Source organism: Brenneria goodwinii, from assembly GCF_002291445.1.
Taxonomy (GTDB): domain Bacteria; phylum Pseudomonadota; class Gammaproteobacteria; order Enterobacterales; family Enterobacteriaceae; genus Brenneria; species Brenneria goodwinii.
Window position 1 is genome coordinate 4,286,342 of the sequence record NZ_CP014137.1, and the last position, 21,633, is coordinate 4,307,974.

Here is a 21,633-nt window from a genome sequence, read left to right on the forward strand (position 1 = left end):
GTTAATGTTCTCTGTTATTGTCGGTTTTTGGCGGTACGGGATCATCACCACCAGGGTTCAAAGGGTGGCATTTTAATACGCGTTTAAGCGTCAACCAACTGCCTTTTATCATGCCGAACCTGCGAATTGCTTCAATACCGTATTGTGAACACGTTGGCCGAAACCGGCAATGTGGTCCAAGTAACGGGCTGATAACGAGTTGATAGCCACGTATCAACCCGATCAGCAGGCGGGAGCCAAACGACAGTGCCGACGCCATAATTTTTCCAACGCTTCCGTCAGTGCTCGGTTATCCAGTTCAGACACCCCTTTTTTGGCAATCACCACAAAATCCATTGCAGGCAATGAATGTTGATGCAGGCGAAAGCTTTCGCGCGTCAGGCGTTTAATCCGATTGCGTTCATGAGCACGTTTAACATGCTTTTTGGCGACGGTAAGACCGATGCGGGGATGCCCCAGCGTGTTCAGGCGGCCGAGGATAGTGATTTGCGGCGTGCCAGCCCGTTGCGGTTGCTGGAAGACGAAAGTGAAATGGCTGGGAGTTAACAAACGTAACTCCCTGGGAAAAGCGAGCTTAACCACTCGGTGGGTTAGCTTTTATTACTTAGAAACGGTCAGACGAGAACGGCCTTTCGCACGACGGCGGGCCAGAACCTGACGACCATTTTTAGTGGCCATACGAGCACGGAAACCGTGGCTACGGTTACGCTTCAATACGGACGGTTGGAAAGTGCGTTTCATGGCGATTTCTACCTAAACTTGGATAATTAACGGTCTATCCCTGCTGGTGCGGGGAATAAACACGACTTCACAGTAAACGCGTTTGGCTACTCGGCGTGACAGTGACCGACGCCTCAATCGCATATAACAAAGAGGCGGGATTGTAATAATTGTACAGTCCCGAGTCAATTAACATCACACTTTACCTGCCAGCCATTCCAATTATTTTTTGGATTTCTGTCTGGCCGAGCACAGAAACAGGCGTTGACGCGCGGGCAGAGAATTATACGGACTCCAGAATAAAGCGCAAGGATCCTGCTGCGATCCTCCCGGCGAGATCATGATCAATATCACCGCAACTTGTCCGCCGACTGGTCTATTCTTAAATGAATTTCGTCGTCGCGCTGAGAATAAGATTCTTCCGATCTTCTGGCGTAAGGCCTGAAGCTGCTATAAGCATAGCCTGTGGATAAAAAGGATCAAAACTGTGCAGAAGGGGAGGATCTCTTCTCTGGTTTAGGTTATGATCCGCCGTCCCGTTAGCGATCCTTCTTCGGGATCGCCACGGTAAACCGCATCGGTAACGCGGTGCATCTGCCGTCTTTTCGTGGACGGGGGCAGGTGCCAAAATCATGAGTTATATAAATATCGTTTCTTATTCTTTTCTTTTTGATCGTTCTTGTTCGAGTGGAGTCCGCCGTGTCACTTTCGCTTTGGCAGCAGTGTCTTGCCCGTTTGCAGGATGAGTTACCTGCCACAGAATTCAGTATGTGGATACGCCCATTGCAGGCAGAACTGAGTGATAACACTCTGGCGCTCTACGCCCCTAATCGTTTCGTACTGGATTGGGTTCGTGACAAATATTTAAATAATATCAATGTCTTGTTGAATGATTTTTGCGGGCTGGATGCCCCGTTGCTGCGTTTTGAGGTCGGCAGCAAACCATTGGTTCAGACGATAAGTCAGCCGGTTAACCATCATGGCAGCGCCAACGTTGCCTCCGCGGTGCAGGTGCGTCCAGCGCCGGTTCGCCCAAGCTGGGATAATTCGCCGGTGCAGGCGGAGCACACCTATCGCTCCAATGTGAATCCGAAACATACCTTTGATAACTTCGTTGAAGGTAAGTCGAACCAGCTGGCGCGCGCCGCTGCCCGTCAGGTCGCCGACAACCCTGGCGGCGCCTATAATCCCCTGTTCCTGTACGGCGGAACCGGCCTGGGTAAGACGCACTTATTACATGCGGTCGGCAACGGCATCATCGCGCGTAAAGCCAACGCAAAAGTGGTTTACATGCATTCCGAACGTTTTGTGCAGGACATGGTAAAAGCGCTGCAAAATAATGCGATTGAAGAATTCAAACGCTATTACCGTTCAGTTGATGCATTACTGATTGATGACATTCAGTTTTTTGCCAATAAAGAGCGTTCGCAGGAAGAGTTTTTTCACACCTTCAATGCGCTGTTGGAAGGGAACCAGCAAATCATTCTGACGTCGGATCGCTATCCGAAAGAGATTAACGGCGTGGAAGATCGCCTGAAGTCGCGCTTCGGCTGGGGGCTGACGGTCGCCATTGAACCGCCGGAGCTGGAAACGCGCGTCGCGATCCTGATGAAAAAGGCCGACGAGAACGATATTCGTCTGCCGGGCGAGGTGGCTTTCTTTATTGCCAAGCGCCTGCGTTCCAACGTGCGTGAACTGGAAGGCGCATTAAACCGGGTGATTGCCAACGCCAATTTTACCGGCCGTTCCATCACCATCGATTTTGTGCGTGAAGCGCTGCGCGATCTGCTGGCATTGCAGGAAAAACTGGTTACTATCGATAATATTCAGAAGACGGTGGCGGAATACTATAAAATCAAAGTCGCCGACTTGTTATCCAAACGTCGTTCCCGCTCGGTGGCCCGCCCGCGTCAGATGGCGATGGCGCTGGCCAAAGAGCTGACTAACCACAGTCTGCCGGAAATCGGCGACGCGTTTGGTGGACGCGACCATACCACGGTGTTGCATGCCTGTCGTAAGATCGAACAGCTGCGTGAAGAAAGTCACGACATCAAAGAAGATTTTTCCAATTTAATCAGAACATTATCTTCATAATATTATGAAATTCATTGTCGAACGCGAACATCTGTTAAAACCGCTGCAACAGGTCAGCAGCCCGCTGGGCGGCCGGCCTACATTACCTATTCTGGGCAACCTGCTGTTGCAGGTTACCGAAGGAGCGTTATCACTGACCGGCACCGATCTTGAAATGGAGATGGTCGCCAAAGTTGCATTAACGCAGCCGCATGAACCGGGCGCCACCACGGTTCCGGCGCGTAAATTGTTTGATATCTGCCGTGGTTTGCCGGATGGCGCGGAAATCACCATCATGCTGGATGGCGATCGCATGCTGGTGCGTTCCGGCCGCAGCCGTTTTTCGCTGTCGACCCTGCCTGCCGCTGATTTTCCCAATCTGGATGACTGGCAGAGCGACGTTGAATTTTCATTGCCTCAGGCAACGCTGAAACGTCTGATTGAAGCCACGCAGTTTTCGATGGCGCATCAGGACGTTCGTTATTACCTCAACGGTATGCTGTTTGAAACCGAGGGCGAGGAGTTGCGCACGGTCGCGACCGACGGGCACCGCCTGGCGGTGTGCGCCATGCCGGTGGGGCAGACGCTGCCGTCGCATTCGGTGATTGTGCCGCGTAAAGGCGTGATGGAATTGGTGCGTTTGCTGGATGGCGGCGATACGCCGCTGCAATTGCAAATCGGCAGCAACAATATCCGCGCTCACGTCGGCGATTTTATCTTTACTTCTAAGTTGGTTGACGGCCGTTTCCCGGATTATCGCCGCGTATTGCCGAAGAACCCGGATAAAACGCTGGAAGCCGGCTGTGATTTGCTTAAGCAGGCGTTTTCCCGTGCGGCCATCCTGTCGAATGAAAAATTCCGCGGCGTGCGTTTACACCTCATCCATAACCAACTGAAGATCACCGCCAATAACCCGGAACAGGAAGAGGCGGAAGAAATTCTGGATGTGCAGTACGACGGCACCGAGATGGAAATTGGCTTCAACGTCAGCTATGTGCTGGACGTTCTGAATGCGCTGAAGTGTGAAGATGTCCGCTTGCTGTTGACGGACTCGGTTTCCAGCGTGCAGATTGAGGATGGCGTCAGCCGGGCCGCCGCCTATGTCGTTATGCCGATGCGTCTCTAGTCTATGTCGGGCGATTTCACTTGTCAGCCTCGGATTGGAGCGCGTTCACCCTCTCCGCGTATGTTGGGGATGCTCCGGGCGCCCGCTGGGAATGCCCGTTGGGCCGGTCGGCCGTTCGTCCCAAATACGTTGTCTCTGGGCGGTGTGCTGTCCGCACTCAATCAGTCTGCGACAATAGCGCCTCTCGATTGCAAGAAATAGTCGCATGGCTCTGAATCGTCTTCTTATTAAAGATTTCCGTAATATTGAAGCGGCTGATTTGGCGCTGGCGCCCGGCTTTAATTTTTTGGTTGGGCCGAATGGCAGCGGTAAAACCAGCGTGCTGGAAGCGATTTATACGCTGGGGCACGGGCGGGCGTTTCGTAGCGTGCAGGCGGCGCGCGTGATCCGTCACGAACAGCCGGAGTTTGTCCTGCATGGTCGTATCGATGGCCTTGAACGTGAACGTTCGGTCGGGCTGAGTAAAAACCGTCAGGGTGACGGTAAAGTGCGTATCGACGGCAGCGACGGCCATAAAGTGGCTGAACTGGCGCAGCTATTGCCGATTCAGCTGATCACTCCCGAAGGTTTCACTCTGCTGAACGGCGGGCCGAAATATCGCCGCGCTTTTCTCGACTGGGGCTGTTTCCACAACGAACCCGGCTTTTTCTCCGCCTGGAGCAATATGAAACGCCTGTTGCGCCAGCGTAATGCGGCGCTGCGGCAGGTGGGGCAGTATGGGCAGCTTCGGGCCTGGGATCAGGAACTGGCGCCGCTGGCCGAACGTATCAGCGAATGGCGGGCGCAATACAGCTCGGCGATTGCCGAGGATATTTCAACCACCTGTAGCCAATTTTTACCGGAATTTTCCCTCAGTTTCGCTTTTCAGCGCGGCTGGGATAAAGAAAGTGACTATGCCGAACTACTGGAACGGCAGTTTGAACGCGACCGTATGCTTGGTTATACGGCGCTTGGGCCGCATAAAGCCGACTTTCGCATCCGCGCCAGCGGTGTGGCCGTCGAGGATATGCTGTCCCGTGGTCAGCTAAAGCTGCTTATGTGCGCGTTAAGGCTGGCCCAGGGTGAGTTTCTCACCCGTCAGAACGGACTGCGCTGTCTGTATCTGATAGATGATTTTGCTTCCGAACTGGATAGTACCCGCCGCCGTTTGCTGGCTGAACGGTTAAAAGCCACCCATGCACAGGTTTTTGTCAGCGCGATCGGCGCTGAGCAAATCGCCGACATGATGGGTGAAAATGGCAAGATGTTCCGCGTAGAACAGGGTAAAATAACGGTTCAATCACAGGACTAAAATGAGCGGGAAACGTTGATGTCGAATTCTTATGACTCCTCAAGTATCAAGGTATTGAAAGGGCTGGATGCGGTACGTAAACGCCCAGGTATGTACATCGGTGATACGGATGATGGTACCGGTCTGCATCACATGGTATTCGAGGTTGTGGACAACGCTATCGACGAGGCACTCGCTGGCTATTGTAAAGACATTGTCATCACTATCCACGCTGATAACTCAGTCTCGGTACAGGATGATGGCCGTGGTATTCCCACCGGTATTCATGAAGAAGAAGGGATCTCCGCGGCGGAAGTGATCATGACGGTGCTGCATGCCGGCGGCAAATTTGACGATAACTCGTATAAAGTTTCCGGCGGCCTGCATGGCGTGGGGGTTTCCGTTGTGAACGCCCTGTCGGAAAAGCTGGAGTTGGTCATTCGTCGCGAAGGTAAGGTTCATCAGCAAACCTACCGTCACGGTGTGGCGCAGGCGCCGCTGAAAGTCGTGGGTGATAGCGATAAAACCGGCACCACCGTGCGCTTCTGGCCGAGCCTGGAAACCTTTACCAACATGGTGGAGTTCGAATATGAGATTCTGGCCAAGCGCCTGCGCGAACTTTCCTTCCTGAACTCGGGCGTTTCTATCCGCCTGATCGACGAGCGCGTAAAAGATAAAGCCGACCATTTTCACTATGAAGGCGGCATCAAAGCGTTTGTTGATTACCTCAACAGAAACAAGACGCCCATTCACCCGACGGTATTCTATTTCTCCACGGTGAAAGACGATATCGGCGTGGAAGTGGCTTTGCAGTGGAATGACGGTTTCCAGGAAAACATTTACTGCTTTACCAACAACATTCCGCAGCGTGACGGCGGTACGCACCTGGCCGGTTTCCGCGCCGCCATGACCCGTACCCTGAACACCTATATGGATAAAGAAGGCTACAGCAAGAAAGCCAAGATCAGCGCCACCGGCGACGACGCGCGCGAAGGTCTGATTGCCGTGGTTTCAGTGAAAGTACCCGATCCGAAATTCTCCTCCCAGACCAAAGATAAACTGGTGTCATCGGAAGTGAAAACGGCCGTTGAGTCGCTGATGAACGAGAAACTGGTGGATTATCTGATGGAGAACCCGTCAGACGCCAAAATCGTGGTGGGTAAAATTATTGACGCCGCCCGCGCCCGTGAAGCCGCGCGTAAGGCGCGCGATATGACTCGTCGTAAAGGCGCGCTCGATTTGGCCGGCCTGCCGGGTAAACTGGCGGATTGTCAGGAGCGTGACCCGGCGCTGTCCGAACTGTACCTGGTGGAAGGGGACTCGGCGGGCGGTTCCGCCAAACAGGGGCGTAATCGTAAGAATCAGGCGATTCTGCCGCTGAAAGGCAAGATCCTGAACGTCGAGAAAGCGCGTTTCGACAAAATGCTCTCTTCCCAGGAAGTGGCGACGCTGATCACCGCGTTGGGTTGCGGCATCGGCCGCGACGAGTACAACCCGGATAAACTGCGTTACCACAACATCATCATCATGACCGATGCCGACGTCGATGGTTCTCACATTCGTACGCTGCTGTTGACGTTCTTCTACCGTCAGATGCCGGAAATTGTCGAGCGCGGGCACGTGTATATCGCGCAGCCGCCGCTGTACAAAGTGAAGAAGGGCAAGCAGGAACAGTACATCAAGGATGATGACGCCATGGATCAGTACCAGATTATGCTGGCGCTGGACGGGGCCACGCTGCACACCAACGCCGCCGCGCCGGCGATGGCGGGCGAGCCGCTGGAAAAACTGGTTGCCGAACATTATGCGGTGCAGAAAACGATTGGTCGTATGGAGCGTCGTTTCCCACGGGCATTCCTCAACGGTTTAATCTATCAGCCAACGCTGGCTGAAGCGGATTTAAGCGATCGGGAACATGTCCAGCAGTGGATTGAAACGCTGGTGACGCGCCTGAATGAACAGGAGCAGCACGGCAGCGCTTACACCTTTGTTATCAACGATAACCAGGAACGGCAGATCTTTGAACCGGTTCTGCGCGTGCGGACCCACGGCGTCGATACCGATTATCCGCTGGATTACAGCTTCGTCACCGGCGGCGAGTATCGCAAAATCAATCAACTGGGCGAGAAACTGCGCGGCCTGATTGAAGAAGACGCCTACATTGAACGCGGCGAGCGCCGTCAACCGGTCGCCAGCTTCGAGCAGGCGCTGGACTGGCTGGTGAAAGAGTCGCGTCGCGGTCTGGCTATCCAGCGTTACAAAGGTCTGGGCGAGATGAACCCGGAACAGCTGTGGGAAACGACGATGGACCCGACCAGCCGCCGTATGCTGCGCGTGACGGTCAAGGACGCCATCGCCGCCGATGAACTGTTTACCACGCTGATGGGCGATGCGGTTGAGCCGCGCCGTGCGTTTATCGAAGAGAATGCGTTGAAAGCCGCGAATATCGATATCTAATCGGGTAAATCGACCGCTTTACCCCACCCTAACCTCCCTTTCGCAGGGAAGGGAATCAGGCCGGTTCGCTTCTGAGCCGGCTTTTTTATGGCAGCCGTCCTGCCACCTTTCGCGCCGTCACTGCGTGGCGTTGAAAACGCTCCCTGCGTTTTTTATGGCCCGCCATTCATGGCGGCAATTCTACGGATCGTCGCAAATCGCTACCGGTATCGCGATATGAAGCCCCGCTATACCGCTACGGCGCGTTGCCTGGCGCTGCGCAGTTCCTGCCGTAGCGTAATCAGCGCGGTGATCAGCATAAAAATCACCGCCGACCAGAAGATGGCCTGCGGATAGTTGTGATCCAGTAACCAGCCGAACAGTAGCGGCCCAACGGCGCCGCCGATATTAAAGCCGGTGGAGACGATGCCGAAAACACGCCCTTCGGCGCCGGCGGGCGAGGCCGCGCGCACCAGCATGTCGCGCGAAGGCGCAATCATACCGGATAGAAAACCGGCGGCGGCCAACAGGGGAACCAAAACGGCGACCGGCAACGGATAAATAGCGACCAGCGTGATTAAGCCTGCGGTAATTGCCAATGCCGCCGTCGCCACCAGCCCGTGACGCCGGGTTTTATCCGCCAGCGCGCCGCCCGCCAGTACGCCGAAGGCGCTGGAAAACAGAAAGGAGGTCAGCACGATATTCGCCTGCGATAACGGCAGGTCATAGCCGGTGACAAACGCCGTAACCGAAAAGTTCTGAATCGACGCCGTGCTCAGGTTTAACAGCAGGAATAGCACTAACAATGCCATGATGGGCAGTGTAAAAAGCGCCGCGCGGCTGCGTTTGCCTGGGCGATCGTTTTCCTGCGTAGCGTGCTGGAGGCGGATTGGCTGGTCGCGCTCGGTCAACAGCAGGGGAACCGTCAGCAGTCCTATTGCTCCCGCCACGATAAATGCGCTATTCGTGCCTGCGAAGGCGGCTACCGTCAGTAAGATCCCTGGGGCGATGGCAGTACCGAAGAAGCCGGAGAAAGTATGGATTGAGAAAGCCCGTCCCATGCGTTTTTCATCGATCCCGCGTGACAATAGCGCGTAATCGGCGGGGTGATAGACCGCATTCGCCACGCCCGCCAGCGCCATCGCGGTCACCAGCCAGAAGTAGCTGTTTGAGAAACTCAGAGAGAGAAAACACAGGCTGCCGAGCGTAAGACCGGCGGTCAAGGTGCGTCGCGCCCCGATGCGGTCGACCACAAAACCGATTGGCGTTTGCACGCAGGCGGAGACAATATTGAACACGCTTAGCGCGAAGCCCAGTTCGACGAAGCTGATATTGCGCTGTTCAGAGAGCAAAGGGATCAGCGCAGGCAGCACCATCATGTGGAAATGGCTCACCAGGTGAGCGGATGAAATCTGGGCCAGCAGGGGCAGCTTTATTCGTTTCATTTTTTGTCGTCAGCAGATGGTTATGCGCATATTGGCGCGTCAGGCGTGGCGCTAAAGGCAGAGAAAGCATAACACTACTGCATCGATAATATTATTAGCCTTCAATCTTTTTGTCGCTGCCGTGACGAATAAATGGGGGGAAGGCGGGTATGAGAGGAATGACAGGCCGGCCACGCCAGCCCGTCATGAACAACCGATCAGGAGAGCCTGAACACCTGCACCACCTGGGAGAGCCGTTTGGCCTGATCTTCCAGCGAAGCCGCGGCGGCGGACGCTTCCTGTACCAACGAGGCGTTCTGTTGCGTGACGCCATCCATTTCGTGGACGGCCTGAGTGACCTGACTGATGCCGCGCGACTGTTCGTCCGACGCCGAGACGATTTCATCCATAATATCTTTTACCGACGTCACCGCCGTCAGCATATCCTGCATGGTGGCGCCCGCGCTTTGCACCAGTTTGACGCCGTTGTCGACGCGGCCGGCTGATTCGGCGATCAGCGCGGTGATATCTTTCACCGCATTGCCGCTACGCTGGGCGAGATTGCGTACTTCATTGGCCACCACGGCAAAACCGCGCCCTTGCTCGCCCGCTCTGGCGGCTTCCACCGCCGCGTTCAGCGCCAGAATATTGGTTTGGAAGGCGATACTGTTAATAATGCTGGTAATTTCGGCGATCTTCTGAGAACTATCATCGATTTCACCCATGATGTCGACGACCTGACCCACTAGCGCATCGCCTTTTTTGGCGATTTGCGCGGCGTTTTGCGCCAGGCGAGTGGCGTTATGGGCATTATCCGCGTTCTGTTTCACGGTCGCGGTGATTTGTTCCATGCTGGCTGCGGTCTCTTCCAGCGCGGAGGCCTGCTGCTCGGTTCGGGAAGCCAGGTCCGTATTGCCTGCGGAAATTTCGCTGGCGCCGTGGCTAACGGATTCGCTGGTGGTGAGCAACTGCTCTGCGATATCCCTCAACTGCGCCTGCATGGTGTGCATGGCGTAAAAAATACTGTGCTTGTCTTTGGCCTGCAGCGGAATGTTTTTGGTTAAATCGCCCTGCGCGACCGACAGGGCGAGTTCGGCTGCCTCCGTAGGTTCCCCGCCAACGGTACGCAGCACCTTACGGGTGAAAATGACGCCTACCACGCCGGAAACCACAATGATGCTCAGTATGGTCAGCAGTATGGCGATGTTGCGCTGCCTGACGCTTTCCGCCATCACGGCATTAACGGGGATCGCCAGACCCAGCACCCAGGGCGTGCCGGTATTGCCGATGGTGATGGGGGCGTTGATGTTGAACGCTTCGGTGCCCAGAGTGTCGCTAAAGCGCTCCTGTATACTGATTTTGCCGTTCGCAATGCTTTCCAGCAGCGCCTGGCTATTATCGGACTTTTGGCCGATGCGTTTCTGATCCGGATGCGCGATAAAGACGCCGGTATGCGAAAACATCTGTGCGTAAGCGCCTGGATAAGGACTGATGCTATTGACGAACTGTTGCAGGCTGGCTAGCGAGAAATCAGCCGTGACGGATCCATAAAACTTGCCGTCAACCATGATGGGGACGGCAAGCGACGTAAGTAACGTTTCCACGCCGTTATAGCTATAGCTGTAGGGATCCAGAATGACCTCTTTTTGCAGTTGGCGCGGCAGGAGATAGTAGTCGCCGCTGCCGGGCGTTTCGTAGTCGGTCAGGTGATGCAGTGCAATGCCGCCGGCGGGATCGCGATCGACATAGCGGACAAAACGTCCGTTAGGATCTTGATCGGGCTGTTCGGCATACTGTTGATCTTTCCCGTCGAAAGCGTTGGGCTCCCAGGCCAGCGACATGGAGAGCAGATCAGGATGATTTTTCAGCGTATTTTTCAACATGGCTTCCGCCGTGCGGCGATCGGGATTACCCACTTCCTGTAATGTTTGTACGCTTTGAACCAGATCGCGGGCGGCGGATAATGCATTATTGAACTTATCCTGCACCAAAGAGATGTTTGAATACGTCATTTGAGTCAGAAATTTCTGGGCGATATATTTTTGCTGTTGGCTGGACTGCCAGAGTAGTAAGCCGATGGTAATAATAAATCCTAATGCGATTGTGGCGATGGTGCTAATTAATACCAGAGCCCGGGTGGAGAGTTTCTTTTTTTTAGAAGAAGGTGGCTGGGATGAAGAATAGGAAACCAATTCATTTGACATTGGGTTGTCCCCCTTTAACCAAAGTGCCTATGTAAGAGCAGCCGGCTGCGCTTCTTTCACTGTCGGATTGCATGCATATACCCAATAGTTTTCGAGACTCAGGGGAAGACGAATAATGAAGCCAACACACCTGCGGCTTGAAAGATGATGGGTATTAATGTGATAAAAACCACTTTTTATTTATCGACTTAATTTATTGTTTCTTTAGTTATTTTCAGTGATCTATTTATTGCGTTACTGCTACAGATGATTTTCCGCGTCGCACGTAAAGACGTTTTATAGAAATAGAAAAGAGAAGCATAATTAATATATTTCACGGTTCGGATAATATCGCCGCACTTTAAAATATATTCGAAATATCATTTTAAAAAAATAACGAGACGGGCCGAAATTCAATCGGAGAACGCGGCCGGGCCTTTACCCACCGATTCACGGATAATCAATTGGCCTTTAAATTCGGGGAACGGCGCGACCTTTCCGCCTTCCAACTTACAAAGCAGCCTTTCAAGCGCGCATTTTATCATTTCGGCGACGGGGACGTGTACGGTGGTCAGGGCTGGATGAAACCAGGAGGCCATCGGCAGGTCGTCAAAACCCAGTAAAGAAACATCCTGTGGGATGGATATACCCCGTTTACGGAACGCCTTTGCCGCGCCAATAGCCATGTCATCGTTGCTGGCGACCAGCGCGCTGAAGGTGACGCCGCGCTGGTACAGTATCTCCACGGCTTCATAACCGCTTTCGGATGTCCAGCTTCCCGGCGCCGCCAGAGCGGGGTTGAATGCGATGCCCCGGGCCGCCAGCGCCTGCCGGTAACCGGCGAAACGGCTTTCTCCGGTCGGTGACTCCGCCGAACCGCTGATAAAAGCGATATCCCGGTGCCCTTGCTCAATCAGGTAATCGACGGCGGTAAAACAGTGCTGTTGATGGTTGGCGCAGACGCTGTTTTCTTCATGATGTTTCAACTTGCGATTTACCACCATGATGGGCTGTTCATGGCGATCGATAATGGTTTCCAGCGCGGCGATGGAAAGAAAGCGAGGGTAGATAATAATTGCGTCGCAGCGTAAATCCAGCAGGAACTGAATGGCCTGCTCCTCTTCTTCCGCGCCGTGCTTGCCATCGGCCATGATCAACTGCCGCCCGAATTTCTCCGTCATGGTGGCGGTCTGAAACAACAGTTCGCTAAAGTAGGGGCCGTTATACAACGTATTGGTGACCACCAGGCCAATGCTTTGGGATTTGCTGGTAGCGAGGTTGCGCGCCAGCAGGTTTGGCCGGTAGCCCGTTTCCTCTATCGCTTTGAACACCCGGTCTCTGGTGGTTTTGCTGACGTAGTTGTTGCCCGTCAGTACGCGTGAGACTGTGGCTTTCGATACGCCCGCTTTTTTCGCCACATCGAGCATGGTTATCATTCTGTTTTCATATCCCTCATTTTTCATGCCGCAGATGTGTTGGCGGCTCAGTCGCCCGGCCTCTCGGTCGCCTGCGCGCAGGGCGCACCGCTGCGCTTATTATAAGGAAATTAGACCATTTTTATCATTGTTAAACCAGACTCCGCCAATTTTTATTCATGGGGAATTCTATTTATGATCGCGTTCAAAAAATGAGAAAAATAATATGAAACCGGTTGCATATTATTTTTTGTATTGCTTGAATAATAAAAAAGACAGACGGTGAGGTGCAAGATGAATAAAATTCTACTCTGTTGCGCAGCGGGTATGTCCACCAGCATGCTGGTTCAACGCATGGAAAAAGCGGCGAAAGAGAAAGGAATCGGCGTTGAAATAAAAGCCGTTGGTTTTGATGAGTTTAATGAAGTTATCTCGGAGTATGACTGCTGTCTGCTCGGTCCGCAGATTAAATATAAGCTGGCGGAGTTTAAAGAAATAGCTGATGAGAAAAACAAGCCTATTGCCGTTATCAATATCCTTGATTATGGAATGATGAATGGCGAGAAGGTTCTCAGCGACGCGTTGGCGATGATCCACTAATGATGGGAAATAATGATGGGTAAATTCAGCGAGTCATTATTTGGCGTGATTGAAAATAGCATTAGCCCGGTTGCCGCAAAACTTTCCAATCAACGTCATGTTGTAGCAATTAAAGATGGTTTTATTGCCTCCATGCCGTTTTTGATTGTCGGCTCTTTTATGTTGCTATTTGCTCATCCCCCTTTCAGCGCGGACAGCCAGTGGGCATTCGCGCAGTGGTGGCTGGGGATGGTCGCGCGTCATAACGAACAGATTATGATGCCCTACAATATGACCATGGGCATTATGGCGCTGTATATCGCCAGCGCGATTGCCTATAACCTGGCGCAAAGCTACAAAATGAACGGCTTTATGGCGGCCAGCCTGTCGCTGATGTCGTTTCTGGTGGTGTCGGCGCCGCAAACCGGCGGCAGTTTACCGGTGGGATCGCTGGGGGGCGAAGGGATCTTCACCGCGATTCTGGTTGCGCTCTACGCCACGGAGCTGATGCATTTCTTGCAGAAACATAACATCGGTATCCGGTTGCCGGAGCAGGTGCCGCCGAAGATTCGCCAGTCTTTTGATCTGTTAATTCCGATCCTGGCCATTTTCCTGACGCTGTTTCCGCTCAGCCTGCTTATTCAAAGCCAGTTCGGCATGCTGTTGCCGCAGGCGATTATGGCGATCTTCGCGCCGATTATCTCCGCTTCGGATTCGCTGCCCGCCATTTTGATCGCCGTGCTGCTGTGCCATCTGCTGTGGTTCGCCGGGATCCACGGCGCGGTGATCGTCGGGGGCATCCTGCAGGCTTTCTGGCTGACCAACCTGGGTCTTAACCAGCAGGCGCTAAATACGGGCGCGCCTATCACTCAAATCTTTATCGAACCATTCTGGCAGTTCTTTATCGTGGTGGGGGGATCCGGTTCGACCATGGGCCTGGTGTTCCTTTATCTGCGCAGCCGTTCGGCTCATCTGCGCTCCATCGGCAAACTGGCCGTCGTTCCCAGTATGTTCAATATCAATGAACCGGTGATTTTTGGCTCCCCGGTGGTGATGAACCCGCTGTTGTTTATTCCGTTCGTTACCGCGCCATTGGTCAATGCCGTGATCGCTTATGTCGCCACCAGAACCTCGCTGGTCAACCATGTGGTGTCGCTCGCTCCCTGGACAACGCCGGCGCCGATCGGCGCGGCCTGGTCCACCGGTTGGGACTGGCGGGCCATTGTGCTGGTCGGCGTGCTGATTATGGTGTCGGCGATGATTTATTACCCATTCTTCAAGATGTACGAACGTCAGCTTTTGGCGCAGGAAAAAGAGACGATACAAACCGAGGGGGTCACTGATGGCGCTTGATGAAATCACGGTAATGGAGCTGATTATTCATGCCGGAGAAGCCCGTTCCTGCTCAATGGAAGCCCTGAGCGCCGCAAGAAAGTATGACTGGGACCAGGCGGACGCGCTGCTGGCCGACGCCTCCGCCGCGGCGCGTAAGGCCCATCGGATTCAGACCGAACTGATCGGCGCGGATGAGGGGAGCGGAAAAATTCCGGTCAACCTGATTCTGGTCCATGCGCAGGATCACCTGATGAATGCGATGTTGTGCCGCGAGCTGGTTGAGGAGCTTATTTATCTGCATAAAAAGATTGCCGCGCTTGCGCCTTAAGCCGCTTGTGCATGGCGTTGACGCCACGAATGCACCGCGTGTCGACGCTAACCATTTTACCGACGAATGCCGGTTATTTATCAAAAGTTAAGAAGGGTACGAAATGTCAGTTCAACAATTACCGGAAGACTTTCTGTGGGGCGGCGCGGTAGCGGCGCATCAGGTTGAAGGCGGTTGGGATCAAGGAGGGAAAGGCGTCAGCATTTGCGATGTGCTTTCCGGCGGCGCGCACGGCGTGGATCGGGTGATAACCGATGGCGTACAGCCGGGTATCAGCTATCCCAATCATCAGGCGGTGGAGTTTTATTCCCATTATAAACAGGATATTGCGCTGTTTGCGGAGATGGGGTTCAAGTGTTTCCGTACCTCTATCGCCTGGACGCGTATTTTCCCCAATGGCGATGAGCAGGAGCCGAATGAAGCGGGCCTGCAATTTTATGACGATCTGTTCGATGAACTGCTGAAATACAATATTGAACCGGTGATTACGCTTTCCCACTTTGAGATGCCTTACCAGCTGGTCAAGCGGTATGGCGGATGGCTTAACCGCCAGGTGATTGATTTTTTTGTGCGTTACAGCGAAGTGGTAATGAAACGCTATAAGTCCAAGGTGAAATACTGGATGACGTTCAATGAGATCAATAACCAGCGTAACTGGCAGTATCCGCTGTTTGGCTATTGCTGTTCCGGGGTGATTTTCACCAAACACCCGAATCCCGAACAGGCGATGTACCAGACGTTGCACCACCAGTTCGTGGCCAGCGCCAAGGTCGTGAAGCTAGGGCATGCGATCAATCCTGAGTTTAAAATCGGCTGCATGCTGGCGCTGGTGCCGCTTTATCCCTGGTCCTGTAATCCGGATGACGTGATGTTCGCCCAGGAAGCGATGCGCGAACGTCATCTGTTTGGCGATGTGCAGCTACGCGGCTATTACCCGGCCTATATCCTGAAAGAGTGGGAAAACAAGGGCTACCAGATTGATAGGCGGCCGGGCGACGAGCAAATCCTGAGAGAAGGCTGCGCGGACTACCTCGGCTTTAGCTATTACATGAGCAACGTCGTACAGTATGCGGCCAAGGATCGGCCGGGAGGAGATGCCATCACGGGCTTTAACGGCAGTGTGAAAAACCCGTACATTGGCGCGTCCGAGTGGGGGTGGCAGATTGACCCGGTGGGGCTGCGTTATACGCTGAACAGCTTCTATGAGTGTTATCAAAAGCCGATGTTTATCGTTGAAAACGGTTTCGGCGCGGTCGATACCGTGGAAAGCGACGGGCAGATCCATGACGATTACCGTATCGATTATCTGCGCGCGCATATTGAGCAGATGAAAAAAGCCGTATTGGAAGACGGCGTTGAATTAATGGGATACACGCCCTGGGGCTGTATCGACTGTGTTTCCTTTACCACCGGGCAGTACAGCAAACGCTATGGCTTCATCTATGTCGATAAACATGATGACGGCACCGGCACGCTGAAACGTTCGAAGAAGAAGAGTTTTAACTGGTATAAGCGGGTGATTGCCAGTCAAGGCGCTGATCTGGCGTAAGGCGGCTTGCCTATCGTGTTTCAAACCCTCGTGGTTTCCCTGAATGACGCGGCCCGGTCCCTTTAGGGCCGCGTTCCCGCCGACTGACATCTCTTGCGTATAAATATGGCCGGATTTCCGGTTTGTTCCGCGTATGAGTGCGCTCAATAGATGTCAACATTAGGGAATATCGCTTTCTTATCATTGATGACGAATATTAGCGTGCTTTATTTTGCTGGCTCTTCGTCGCTGAATCGCGTTAGCATAAAAACAGTCACGTGCTGCTGGAATAACTATGTCTATTAAACTGATCGCTATTGATATGGACGGGACGCTGTTGACGCCCCAGAACCAGATTTCGCCTGCCGTAAAAGCCGCTATCGCCGCCGCCCGGGCCAAAGGCGTCCAGGTGGTATTGGCTACCGGCCGCCCGTTTATCGGCGTGGCGCGTTACCTGGCGGAGTTGGATTTACGGCAGGAAGGTTGCTACTGCATTACCAACAACGGCGCGCTGGTGCAACGCGCCACCGATGGCGAGTGTGTGGCGCAAACCACGCTCAGCTTCGACGACTATCTCTACTTCGAAGCGTTGGCTCGTCAGCTCAATGTGCATTTCCACGCGTTGGATTTCAATTTTGTCTATACCGCGAATAAAGATATCAGCGCCTATACCGTGCATGAGTCGAATCTGACCGGTATGCCGTTAAAGTATCGCGCGGTGGAAGAGATGGACCGCAGCCTGACGTTCCCGAAACTGATGATGATCGATGAGCCGCCGGTGTTGGATCGGGCCATCAGCCAGATCCCGCGGGAAGCGTTCGAGCATTACACCCTGATGAAGAGCGCCGAGTTCTATCTGGAAATTCTGAATAAGCGGGTCAACAAGGGCGAAGGCGTGAAGATGCTGGCCGAACACCTGAATATTCCCCGTGAAAGCATTATGGCGATGGGCGATCAGGAAAACGATCTGGCGATGATTAATTACGCCGGGATTGGCGTAGCGATGGGCAATGCCATTGATGAGGTGAAGGAAGCCAGTCAGTTCATCACCAAAACCAATGCGCAAGACGGCGTGGCTTACGCCATTGAGAAATTTGTTCTCAATGCCTGATGGCGGTTGTTTATAGGTTCAGATCTGAATAGCCATCAATGATGGCTCAGACTGATGACAAAGCCCCTAATATACCCCTGTCATCCTTCACGGCCCCAGCGCGGTCATTCCCGCAGTAGTAGGCGGGAATCTCCTGCTGAAACCGTAAACAGCCATTGGCTGATTCCCGCCTACGCGGGAATGACGGGTTTGGGAAGGTTTGTCATCAACCTCGCTATTTTTTTTGCCTTTAATTATTTCTCTGCTATCTATTTTTAATGGATTAACTTCATAATTAATTATTCGATAAAGTCGTTGTAAAACAAACAAGGAATTATTAGATAGCATCCTAATTTATTCTAATGACAGGCAGTCGGTTATTTTTTCTTTTATCATCCTGGTGACCTGATTGACTAACTGGCTGCGGGGGATTTGCGGCGGGTAAACCGCGCAGTACGCCATTTTTATATTGGGATGAAAGGGCTTAACGATAACCGGGGATGAACTATTCAATGCCGTAATGAAATCCACTACGCCGATGCCGACATTCTTTGCCGCCAGCGCGCAGCTGTTAGCCATTGAGGTTTCAATCGGATTGTGCAAATACCCCTGTTCGTTTCTGATCGACATATCGATTTGCGCCCGTAACGGCGTAGTTCTGCCCGGCAGGATAGCTCGGTAATGGGTTAAGTCGGCAATGGTAATCTGCTCCGCTTCCGCCAGAGGATGCGTCATCGACAGCACGGCAACGGCGCTGGCTTCAGCCAGCGGTTCGGCTTCCAGGCCTTTGTTGCTCGCCTGACCAAAAATAAAACCGACGTCGTACTGGTTCGCCGTAATGGCTTCGGTGATATGACTGGAACTTTCTATATCTAAAAATAAAGAGATATCAGGATATTCCTTGATTAAGGCTGGCAGCATTTGCTCCGAACAGAGCAGCGATAACGCCTGAACCGAGGCAATGCGCAGTACGCTGCCTTTGGCATGACGGATTTCATCAGCGATGAGGGCGATGTGATCCAGCCCCAGATAAAGGCGATCGACTTCCCGGTAAAGTTTCATCGCTTCGGCGCGGGGAATCAGGCCGCGCCCGTCCCGGTCGAACAGTTTCAGGTTCAGGGCGTCTTCAAAATCCCGAATCAGCCGGCTTACCGCGGGTTGGGTAATGTGCATCATGTTGGCGGCTGATGTGATCCCGCCAGTGAGGATGACTTTGTGAAAAGCTTCAACCTGGCGGGGATTGATTCGCATACTGTTCACTCCGAAACATAATATTTGTTTATCAATTTAACACAAAATGTAATTTTTATTTGTTCAGTCTAACGCATAGACTCCTTAAATATAATATTTTATGCACTACATAACTCTGACATGGAATAGAGGGGCTAGTGAATGAAAAAATCAACAACGGCATTATTTTTTACTTTTTTATTTTCATCTTCACCTTTGGTTTTTAGTGCGGATTTGAATATTGGTTTGGCGACATCCACAACGTCAATGGACCCTCAGTTTTATGTGGGCGGGCAAAATAGCGCCATGGCGCGTAATATTTTTGACGGTTTGGTTGTTCAGGATGAAAAACAACAAATTTCTCCGGCTTTGGCCGTATCGTGGAAAATTATTGACGATAAAACCTGGGAATTCTCATTACGGCCAGGCGTGAAGTTTCATGACGGTAGTGAGTTTACCGCCAAAGATGTGATTGCCAGCATCAAACGCGTCGCGCTGGCATCAAAAAACAGCCCGAGTTCTTATGCGCCTTACGTCAACGATGTTGCTGATATTCAGGAGATCGATCCGTTAACGGTGCGCATCACCACCAAAGAACCGTCGCCTTTGCTGTTGAATAATTTAAGCCGGGTTTCAATTTTACCGGCCCGTCTCGAAACGGTGCCGACGGAAACGCTGAATGCCGGGAAAGACGTAATTGGAACCGGGCCTTTCAAGTTTGTTTCCTGGGTGCCCGATGATCGGGTCGTTCTTGAGCGTAATGATAACTACTGGGGGGAAAAAGCCGAGTGGGACAAGGTTACCGTTCGTGTATTTAAAAACAGCAGCGCCCGTGTAGCCGCTATTTTATCCGGTGATGTGGACATGATCGAAAGCGTTCCAACAGCCGACAGCCGTAATATTTTAAAAAATAATCAGTTACACACGATTTCAACACCAGGGAATCGTATTATTTATCTGCATATGGACCAACAACGCGACGTTTCGCCGTTCGCCAAAGGTCCTGATGGCAAAAATCCATTACTAAAAAAAGAAGTCCGTCAGGCGATGTCTTTAGCGCTTAATCGCCAGGCCATCGCCGATCGTATTATGGATGGGCAGGCCAATCCGGCTTCCCAACTTGTGCCTAAAGGGTATTTCGGCTATTCCGCTTCCATTCCTGCGCCGGTTTACAACCCGGAGAAAGCCAAACAGGAACTGGCGGCGGCGGGATACCCCGACGGCTTTACGCTGACGTTTCATGCTTCAAACGATCGTTATCCCAATGACGCGAAAATCGCGCAGGCTATCGGTCAGATGTTTACCCGCGTCGGGATAAAAACCGACGTCGTGACGATGCCGGGCAGCGTCTATTTCTCACGCGCGGCCCGTCTCGAATTCAGTTTAATCATGGGCGGCGCGGCCATCGAAACCGGGGAAGCGTCCGGCGTTCTGGGGCCGTTGCTGGAGACCTTTGGTCCTAATGGCGGGCAGGGCAACCGTGGCCGCTATTCCAACCCCGCCTTTGATAAAGCGTTGAACGAAGCGCGCGCGACAATGGATAGCACGCGGCGGGAAGCGCTATTGGCCGAGGCAATGAACATCGGTATGAACGACCAGAGCGTGATTCCGGTGATGTTCCTGTCCAACACCTGGGCGATGAAAAAACAGTACACCTATGTGGGGCGCTCGGATGCGTACACGCTGCCGTATTTTGTTCGTTCGGCGAAGTAGCCCCTCCGCATCAGCGCCCGTTGTGGCGTATCAATGAAATTTTTGCCCGCTATTCCATTGCCGGCTGTATTAAAGCGGCGCTGCAATTGCAGGGGTTTGACGTGGGCGATCCGTTGCCGCCGCAGCCGTCGCTGGATGAACAGGCGCGCCAAGAGATCGCCGAGGTTCTGGCATCCGTCGATGCTTTATAATATGTAACAACATCTTGAAGAAGGGAACGGTCGCCGGATGAGTGCTGTACCGATTATTATTGATTGCGATCCGGGGATTGATGATGCCATCGCGCTGTTGAGCGCGTTTGTCTCGCCTGAGCTGGATATTCTCGGGATTTGCGCGGTATGCGGTAATCAACCGCTGGAACGCACGGTCCATAACGCATTGCAAATTGCCGAACTGGGGAATCGCACGGATATTCCCGTTTATGCGGGGTGTCATCGCCCCCTTTTTCGCGCACCGATTCACGGCCAGTTTCATGGGAAAAGCGGGTTGGGCAACACGGTCTTACCCGAACCACGAAAACAGGTCGAATCTCAGCATGCGGTAAGTTTTATCATTGAGCAATGCGAAAAGGCCGCGGCTGCCGGTCAGCCCGTCACGCTATGTACGCTGGGGCCGCTAACCAATCTGGCCACCGCGTTGATTATGAAACCCGCCATCGCCGACGGCATTGAACGCGTCGTTATGATGGGAGGCGCATACCGGGAAGCCGGTAACCGCAGCCTGACGTCGGAATTCAATATGCTGGCCGACCCTCATGCGGCGCACGTGGTGTTCTCTTCCGCCCTCGCCATTGTCGCGCTGCCGTTGGATGCCTCTCACCAGGTGATCCTGACGCCGGAACAGGTTGCGCGCTTTATTGCGCTTTCCGGGCGGATTTCCACGCCGCTGGGGGAAATGATGGCGTTCTGGGATCGTAACGATATCCGCCGTTACGGTTCGCGCGGCGGGCCGCTGCACGATCCGCTGGTCATCGCCTGGCTACTGGCGCCGCACTGTTTTAACAGCGAAAAAGCGCGGGTCTACATTGAGCATGAAAGCGAGCTTTGCATGGGGCAGACCGTGGCCGACTGGTATGGCAAGACCGACGGGCGGCCCAATGTGGATGTGGTGACGCAAGTTGATGCCGAACGGGTTTTTGCGCTGTTTGCCGAACGTCTGAACCGCTATGAAGTGAAAGCCTGAT

The 21,633-nt window shown here is 53.2% G+C and carries 18 protein-coding genes and 1 pseudogene; 12 read left to right on the top strand and 7 right to left on the bottom strand.

Annotated features, from left to right (window positions below; all coding sequences use genetic code 11):
* Nucleotide 1: 1 nt before the first annotated feature.
* From yidD to rpmH, 3 genes are read right to left on the bottom strand one after another with little or no spacing between them, the layout of a single operon-like run.
* Nucleotides 2–259, bottom strand: a complete 258-nt coding sequence (gene yidD / locus ACN28R_RS19000) for a membrane protein insertion efficiency factor YidD (RefSeq protein WP_009115145.1) — start codon at nt 257–259, stop codon at nt 2–4.
* Complete coding sequence (rnpA, locus tag ACN28R_RS19005; protein WP_072065824.1) at nt 223–582, bottom strand: ribonuclease P protein component; 360 nt, start codon at nt 580–582, stop codon at nt 223–225. The genes yidD and rnpA overlap by 37 nt, the downstream gene beginning before the upstream one ends.
* An 18-nt stretch (nt 583–600) precedes the next feature.
* A complete protein-coding gene (rpmH, locus tag ACN28R_RS19010; protein ID WP_003849659.1) occupies nt 601–741 on the bottom strand; it encodes a 50S ribosomal protein L34 in 141 nt (46 codons plus the stop codon).
* 678 nt (nt 742–1,419) lie between these two features.
* Between rpmH and dnaA the strand changes: the two genes are divergently transcribed.
* From dnaA to gyrB, 4 genes are all read left to right on the top strand, one after another.
* Nucleotides 1,420–2,814, top strand: a complete 1,395-nt coding sequence (gene dnaA, locus ACN28R_RS19015; RefSeq protein ID WP_048636870.1) for a chromosomal replication initiator protein DnaA — start codon at nt 1,420–1,422, stop codon at nt 2,812–2,814.
* A 4-nt stretch (nt 2,815–2,818) separates the two neighbouring features.
* Nucleotides 2,819–3,919 (top strand): DNA polymerase III subunit beta, encoded by a 1,101-nt coding sequence (gene dnaN / locus ACN28R_RS19020; RefSeq protein ID WP_048636871.1) that lies wholly within the window; start codon nt 2,819–2,821, stop codon nt 3,917–3,919.
* Between the two features lie 205 nt (nt 3,920–4,124).
* On the top strand, nt 4,125–5,210 hold the full coding sequence (recF, locus tag ACN28R_RS19025; RefSeq protein WP_048636872.1) for a DNA replication/repair protein RecF: 1,086 nt from the start codon (nt 4,125–4,127) through the stop codon (nt 5,208–5,210).
* An 18-nt stretch (nt 5,211–5,228) separates the two neighbouring features.
* A complete protein-coding gene (gene gyrB / locus ACN28R_RS19030) occupies nt 5,229–7,646 on the top strand; it encodes a DNA topoisomerase (ATP-hydrolyzing) subunit B (protein ID WP_048636873.1) in 2,418 nt (805 codons plus the stop codon).
* A 227-nt stretch (nt 7,647–7,873) separates the two neighbouring features.
* Here the strand turns inward: gyrB and ACN28R_RS19035 are convergent, their stop codons facing one another.
* The 3 genes from ACN28R_RS19035 to ACN28R_RS19045 all read right to left on the bottom strand — a co-directional run bounded on the left by ACN28R_RS19035 (nt 7,874) and on the right by ACN28R_RS19045 (nt 12,668).
* The gene (locus ACN28R_RS19035; RefSeq protein WP_095835216.1) at nt 7,874–9,070 is read right to left on the bottom strand and encodes an MFS transporter; all 1,197 of its coding nucleotides are present in this window, start codon (nt 9,068–9,070) and stop codon (nt 7,874–7,876) included.
* Between the two features lie 197 nt (nt 9,071–9,267).
* Nucleotides 9,268–11,253 (bottom strand): methyl-accepting chemotaxis protein, encoded by a 1,986-nt coding sequence (locus tag ACN28R_RS19040; protein ID WP_095835217.1) that lies wholly within the window; start codon nt 11,251–11,253, stop codon nt 9,268–9,270.
* A 392-nt stretch (nt 11,254–11,645) separates the two neighbouring features.
* Nucleotides 11,646–12,668 (bottom strand): LacI family DNA-binding transcriptional regulator, encoded by a 1,023-nt coding sequence (locus ACN28R_RS19045; RefSeq protein ID WP_095835849.1) that lies wholly within the window; start codon nt 12,666–12,668, stop codon nt 11,646–11,648.
* A gap of 273 nt (nt 12,669–12,941) precedes the next feature.
* Here ACN28R_RS19045 and ACN28R_RS19050 point away from each other — a divergent pair, with 273 nt between their 5' ends.
* The 5 genes from ACN28R_RS19050 to yidA all read left to right on the top strand — a co-directional run bounded on the left by ACN28R_RS19050 (nt 12,942) and on the right by yidA (nt 17,528).
* Complete coding sequence (locus ACN28R_RS19050) at nt 12,942–13,247, top strand: PTS sugar transporter subunit IIB (RefSeq protein ID WP_048636876.1); 306 nt, start codon at nt 12,942–12,944, stop codon at nt 13,245–13,247.
* Nucleotides 13,248–13,262: 15 nt separating this feature from the next.
* Nucleotides 13,263–14,579, top strand: coding sequence for a PTS sugar transporter subunit IIC (locus ACN28R_RS19055; protein ID WP_048639724.1), 1,317 nt, complete (start codon nt 13,263–13,265; stop codon nt 14,577–14,579).
* Nucleotides 14,569–14,889, top strand: a complete 321-nt coding sequence (locus ACN28R_RS19060; RefSeq protein ID WP_048636877.1) for a PTS lactose/cellobiose transporter subunit IIA — start codon at nt 14,569–14,571, stop codon at nt 14,887–14,889. Before ACN28R_RS19055 ends, ACN28R_RS19060 begins: the two co-directional genes overlap by 11 nt.
* Before the next feature lie 103 nt (nt 14,890–14,992).
* On the top strand, nt 14,993–16,438 hold the full coding sequence (locus tag ACN28R_RS19065) for a 6-phospho-beta-glucosidase (protein WP_095835218.1): 1,446 nt from the start codon (nt 14,993–14,995) through the stop codon (nt 16,436–16,438).
* Between the two features lie 274 nt (nt 16,439–16,712).
* Entirely contained in the window at nt 16,713–17,528 is an 816-nt protein-coding gene (gene yidA / locus ACN28R_RS19070; RefSeq protein WP_048636879.1) for a sugar-phosphatase, read from the top strand.
* A gap of 333 nt (nt 17,529–17,861) precedes the next feature.
* Here the strand turns inward: yidA and ACN28R_RS19075 are convergent, their stop codons facing one another.
* Entirely contained in the window at nt 17,862–18,758 is an 897-nt protein-coding gene (locus tag ACN28R_RS19075; RefSeq protein ID WP_095835219.1) for a LysR substrate-binding domain-containing protein, read from the bottom strand.
* 141 nt (nt 18,759–18,899) lie between these two features.
* Here ACN28R_RS19075 and ACN28R_RS19080 point away from each other — a divergent pair, with 141 nt between their 5' ends.
* The 3 genes and pseudogenes from ACN28R_RS19080 to ACN28R_RS19090 all read left to right on the top strand — a co-directional run bounded on the left by ACN28R_RS19080 (nt 18,900) and on the right by ACN28R_RS19090 (nt 21,632).
* On the top strand, nt 18,900–20,450 hold the full coding sequence (locus tag ACN28R_RS19080; RefSeq protein ID WP_048636881.1) for an ABC transporter substrate-binding protein: 1,551 nt from the start codon (nt 18,900–18,902) through the stop codon (nt 20,448–20,450).
* Between the two features lie 11 nt (nt 20,451–20,461).
* Nucleotides 20,462–20,641, top strand: a pseudogene (locus tag ACN28R_RS19085) (dihydrodipicolinate synthase family protein); the annotation flags it as partial.
* A 37-nt stretch (nt 20,642–20,678) separates the two neighbouring features.
* A complete protein-coding gene (locus ACN28R_RS19090) occupies nt 20,679–21,632 on the top strand; it encodes a nucleoside hydrolase (protein ID WP_048636882.1) in 954 nt (317 codons plus the stop codon).
* Nucleotide 21,633: the final 1 nt, after the last annotated feature.